3 protein-coding genes are annotated in these 4053 nt (G+C 43.8%); all 3 read left to right on the top strand.

What is annotated here, in order from left to right:
* On the top strand, positions 1-615 hold a 615-nt coding region (locus VE944_RS00250), incomplete at its 5' end, for a DevA family ABC transporter ATP-binding protein (protein ID WP_324970751.1).
* A 26-nt stretch (positions 616-641) separates the two neighbouring features.
* A complete protein-coding gene (locus VE944_RS00245; RefSeq protein WP_324970750.1) occupies positions 642-1499 on the top strand; it encodes a nucleotidyltransferase domain-containing protein in 858 nt (285 codons plus the stop codon).
* A gap of 316 nt (positions 1500-1815) precedes the next feature.
* A partial coding sequence (gene nifJ, locus VE944_RS00240; RefSeq protein WP_324970748.1) for a pyruvate:ferredoxin (flavodoxin) oxidoreductase occupies positions 1816-4053 on the top strand: 2238 nt, incomplete at its 3' end.

Raw genomic sequence — 4053 nt, 5'->3', positions numbered from 1 at the left:
ATTACTGCTGGTGAAATCGTTATCATGACTGGCCCCTCTGGATCGGGGAAAACCACCTTGTTAACTCTAATGGGTGGATTGCGTTCTGCTCAAGAAGGTAGTCTCAAAATCTTAGGGGAGGAAATTCGTGGCGCTAAAAAGCTGCAATTAACTAAACTTCGCCGCCAGATTGGCTATATTTTCCAGGCTCATAATCTGATGACTTTTTTGACAGCGAGAGAAAACGTGCGGATGTCTTTAGAGTTGCACGACGATTTTCTGAATCAGGATATCAATGCCAAAGCGATCGCTATTTTGGAAACAGTCGGTTTAGCAGATCGTGTAGATTATTACCCAGAGAAACTATCTGGAGGGCAAAAGCAACGGGTAGCGATCGCTCGTGCTTTAGTTAGCCATCCTAAGATTGTCTTGGCAGATGAACCCACTGCTGCACTCGACAAAAAATCTGGACGTGATGTCGTGGAAATAATGCAGAAGCTAGCTAAAGAACAAGAATGTACGATTTTGCTAGTTACCCACGATAACCGCATCCTCGATATTGCCGATCGCATCATTTATATGGAAGATGGTCAGTTGAAGACCGATGGCGTAGATTCTATCACAACAAGCAAGTAATACTAATTCGTAATTTGCAAAAATCTATGAATAAAGAATTGCCTCAATTCATTAACCATATTGTTTCAAGTTTGCAGTCAATTGAGGGAATTACAGCGATCGCACTGGGTGGTTCACGGGCACGGGGCAACCATACTAACAAATCAGATGTGGATTTGGGAATTTATTATAATCCAGAAAATCCGCCCGATTTAATTGCTCTAAATCGCCTCGCTTGTGAGCTTGATGATAACCATCGTGTAAATTTGATTACTGCGATCGGGGAATGGGGAAAGTGGATTAACGGTGGTGGTTGGCTACAGGTTCAAGGTGTAGGTGTAGATTTTCTCTATCGTGATTTAGTGAAGGTAAATAGTGTCATTGATGATTGCCATGTTGGACAAATTACTATTGATTATCAACCAGGACATCCTCATGGTTTTGTGTCCTCTATTTATATGGGAGAAATTGCTCTTTGTCACGCACTTTACGACCCTGATGGTGTTTTAGAAGCTTTGAAAGTAAAAACAGAGCCGTATCCAGTTGGGCTGAAACAGGCAACTATTGATACTTTCGCTTGGGAAATAAGTTTCTCACTGTTGGTCGCAAAAAAGGCGATTGTACGCAATGATGTTGTTTATGCAGCAGGTTGTTGTTTCCGCAGTGTGGCGTGTATGAATCAAGTTTTATTCGCGCTTAATGAAGATTACCTGTTGAATGAAAAAGGGGCGATCGCAATCGCTAATAAGTTCGCTGTTTGCCCACAGGACTATCAACAAAGGGTTGAGCGAGCGTTTGCACTTTTAGCTGCCGATGCAAAATCAATAACTGAGGCGATCGCAATTATTGAGGCGATTGAGGATGATTTGAGTCAATGGTATGGAAATCGGCGATTAGCAATGTAATATTCCCGTCCCTGTACCCCACAAAAAAGAATAAATTATCTAAAAGTCTTTTAAAACAAAGACTTTGGTCATTGAGTACATTATTAATACATATTAATAGATGCAGTATTGCGGATGAGATATTAATAGATGCAGTATTGATTGAAAGTTAATTTAAGAGCCTAAAGGTATCAACATATCCTTTAAACACGGAGTAAATCCTACCGTAAAATTTTTAATGCAGATAATACACTTACTTTCTAGTACTGGCTATTTCTGATTCTTATATTCACATGTTCTGATAGTGCAGCTTAGAGGCGGGGACAAAAATCCAATTATGAACAAAACCTTTGCAACCATCGACGGGAATGAGGCTGTTGCCCGTGTTGCTTACAAATTAAATGAAGTGATTGCCATTTATCCCATCACCCCCTCTTCAGCAATGGGTGAATGGGCAGATGCTTGGTCAGCAGAAAGTCGTCCTAACCTTTGGGGTACTGTTCCCAGCGTCGTGCAGATGCAGAGCGAAGGGGGAGCCGCAGGTGCTGTGCATGGGGCATTACAAACAGGTTCCTTGAGTACCACCTTCACGGCATCTCAGGGATTATTGTTGATGATACCTAACTTCTACAAAATTGCTGGTGAACTGACTAGCGCTGTAGTTCACGTTGCCGCCCGTTCCTTGGCTACCCATGCGTTATCAATTTTTGGTGATCATAGCGACGTAATGGCAGCTCGTGCAACTGGTTTCGCCCTGCTGTGTTCCGCTTCGGTGCAGGAAAGCCAAGATTTTGCTCTCATCGCCCATGCTGCTACTCTAGAGACGCGAGTTTCGTTTATGCATTTCTTTGACGGTTTCCGTACTTCGCATGAAGTGCAGAAGGTCAAATTGCTGTCAGATGATGATTTGCGATCGCTAATTCACGATAACCTAATACTCGCCCATCGTAGCCGTGCCCTTACCCCAGATCGTCCAGTATTGCGGGGGACTGCCCAAAACCCCGATGTCTACTTCCAAGGGCGTGAAGGCGCTAACCCTTACTACAACGCCTGTCCAGAAATTGTCCAGCGCATCATGGATGAATTTGGAGAACGCACGGGAAGGCATTATAAAATCTATGAATATTACGGCGCTAAAGATGCCGAACGCGTTATCGTTCTTATGGGTTCAGGTTGTGAAACCGTCCATGAAACAGTAGATTACCTTAACGCCCGTGGTGAAAAACTTGGTGTAGTCAAAGTGCGACTTTACCGCCCCTTTGATGTCCAAAAGTTTGTTGCAGTATTACCAACTAGTGTACAAGCGATCGCAGTTCTCGACCGCACCAAAGAAGCAGGTAGCGCCGGGGAACCTTTGTATTTAGATGTTGTCGCTGCTATTCATGAAGCGTGGGGAGATAAGAGAGCAGGGGAAGCAGGGGGAGCAGGGGAGGCAGGGGGAGAAAATACTTTCTCATACCCTAAAGTTATTGGTGGTCGTTATGGTCTTTCATCTAAGGAATTTACTCCGGCGATGGTGAAGGGCATTTTTGACAATCTTGCTCAAGCTAAATCGAAAAATCACTTTACTATCGGGATTAATGACGACGTTAGTCATACTTCCTTGAGCTTTTACCCTAATTTCTCTACAGAATCGGATAATGTTGTCAGGGCAATGTTTTATGGGTTAGGTGCTGATGGCACTGTTGGGGCTAACAAAAACTCCATCAAGATTATTGGTGAAGAAACCGACAATTACGCCCAAGGCTACTTTGTCTATGATTCCAAGAAATCTGGCTCAATAACCGTCTCTCACTTACGCTTCGGGCCAAAACCAATTCGCTCTACCTACTTAATTGACCAAGCCAACTTTATTGGTTGTCATCATTGGGGATTTTTGGAACGCATAGATATTTTAAAAGCTGCTATTCCTGGGGCGACTTTGTTGCTTAACAGTCCTTATGATGCAGATACCGTTTGGGAATATCTGCCGTTGAAGGTACAGCAGCAAATTATTGACAAGCATTTGAAGTTATACGTGATTAATGCTAGCCAGGTTGCCCGTGACAGTGGCATGGGTGGCAGAATTAACACTATTATGCAAGTATGCTTTTTTGCCTTAGCGGGTGTCTTGCCACAGGAAGAAGCGATCGCTAAAATCAAACAAGCGATTGAAAAAACCTATGGTAAAAAAGGCGTAGAAGTTGTCCGCATGAACCTACAAGCTGTAGACAACACCTTAGACAACTTGCATAAAGTAGATGTCCCCCAAACAATCCTAACTCCCCACTCCCCACTCCCCACTCCCCACTCCCCACTCCCTATTCCCAAATTTGTGCAAGAAGTTCTGGGCAAAATCATGATTTGGGAAGGTGATGACTTACCTGTTAGCACACTACCTGTTGATGGCACTTTTCCCGTAGGTACTGCCAAGTGGGAAAAACGTAACGTTGCTGAAGAGATACCTGTATGGGAGCCGGATGTCTGCGTTCAATGTGGTAAGTGCGTGATGGTTTGTCCCCACAGTGCCATCCGTGCAAAGGCTTATCAACCTGATGAATTAGTCAATGCGCCAGGAACCTTCAAGTCAACTGGT

It is taken from the genome of Nostoc sp., assembly GCF_035638895.1.
GTDB lineage: Bacteria > Cyanobacteriota > Cyanobacteriia > Cyanobacteriales > Nostocaceae > Nostoc.
The sequence above is the reverse complement of the archived record's forward strand: the minus strand, read 5'-3'. Positions and strand labels throughout refer to the sequence as shown.

Excerpts from the sequence above, each read along its gene's own strand:
- VE944_RS00245 (WP_324970750.1), top strand. The coding sequence starts at position 642 with ATGAATAAAGAATTGCCTCAATTCATTAACCATATTGTTTCAAGTTTG.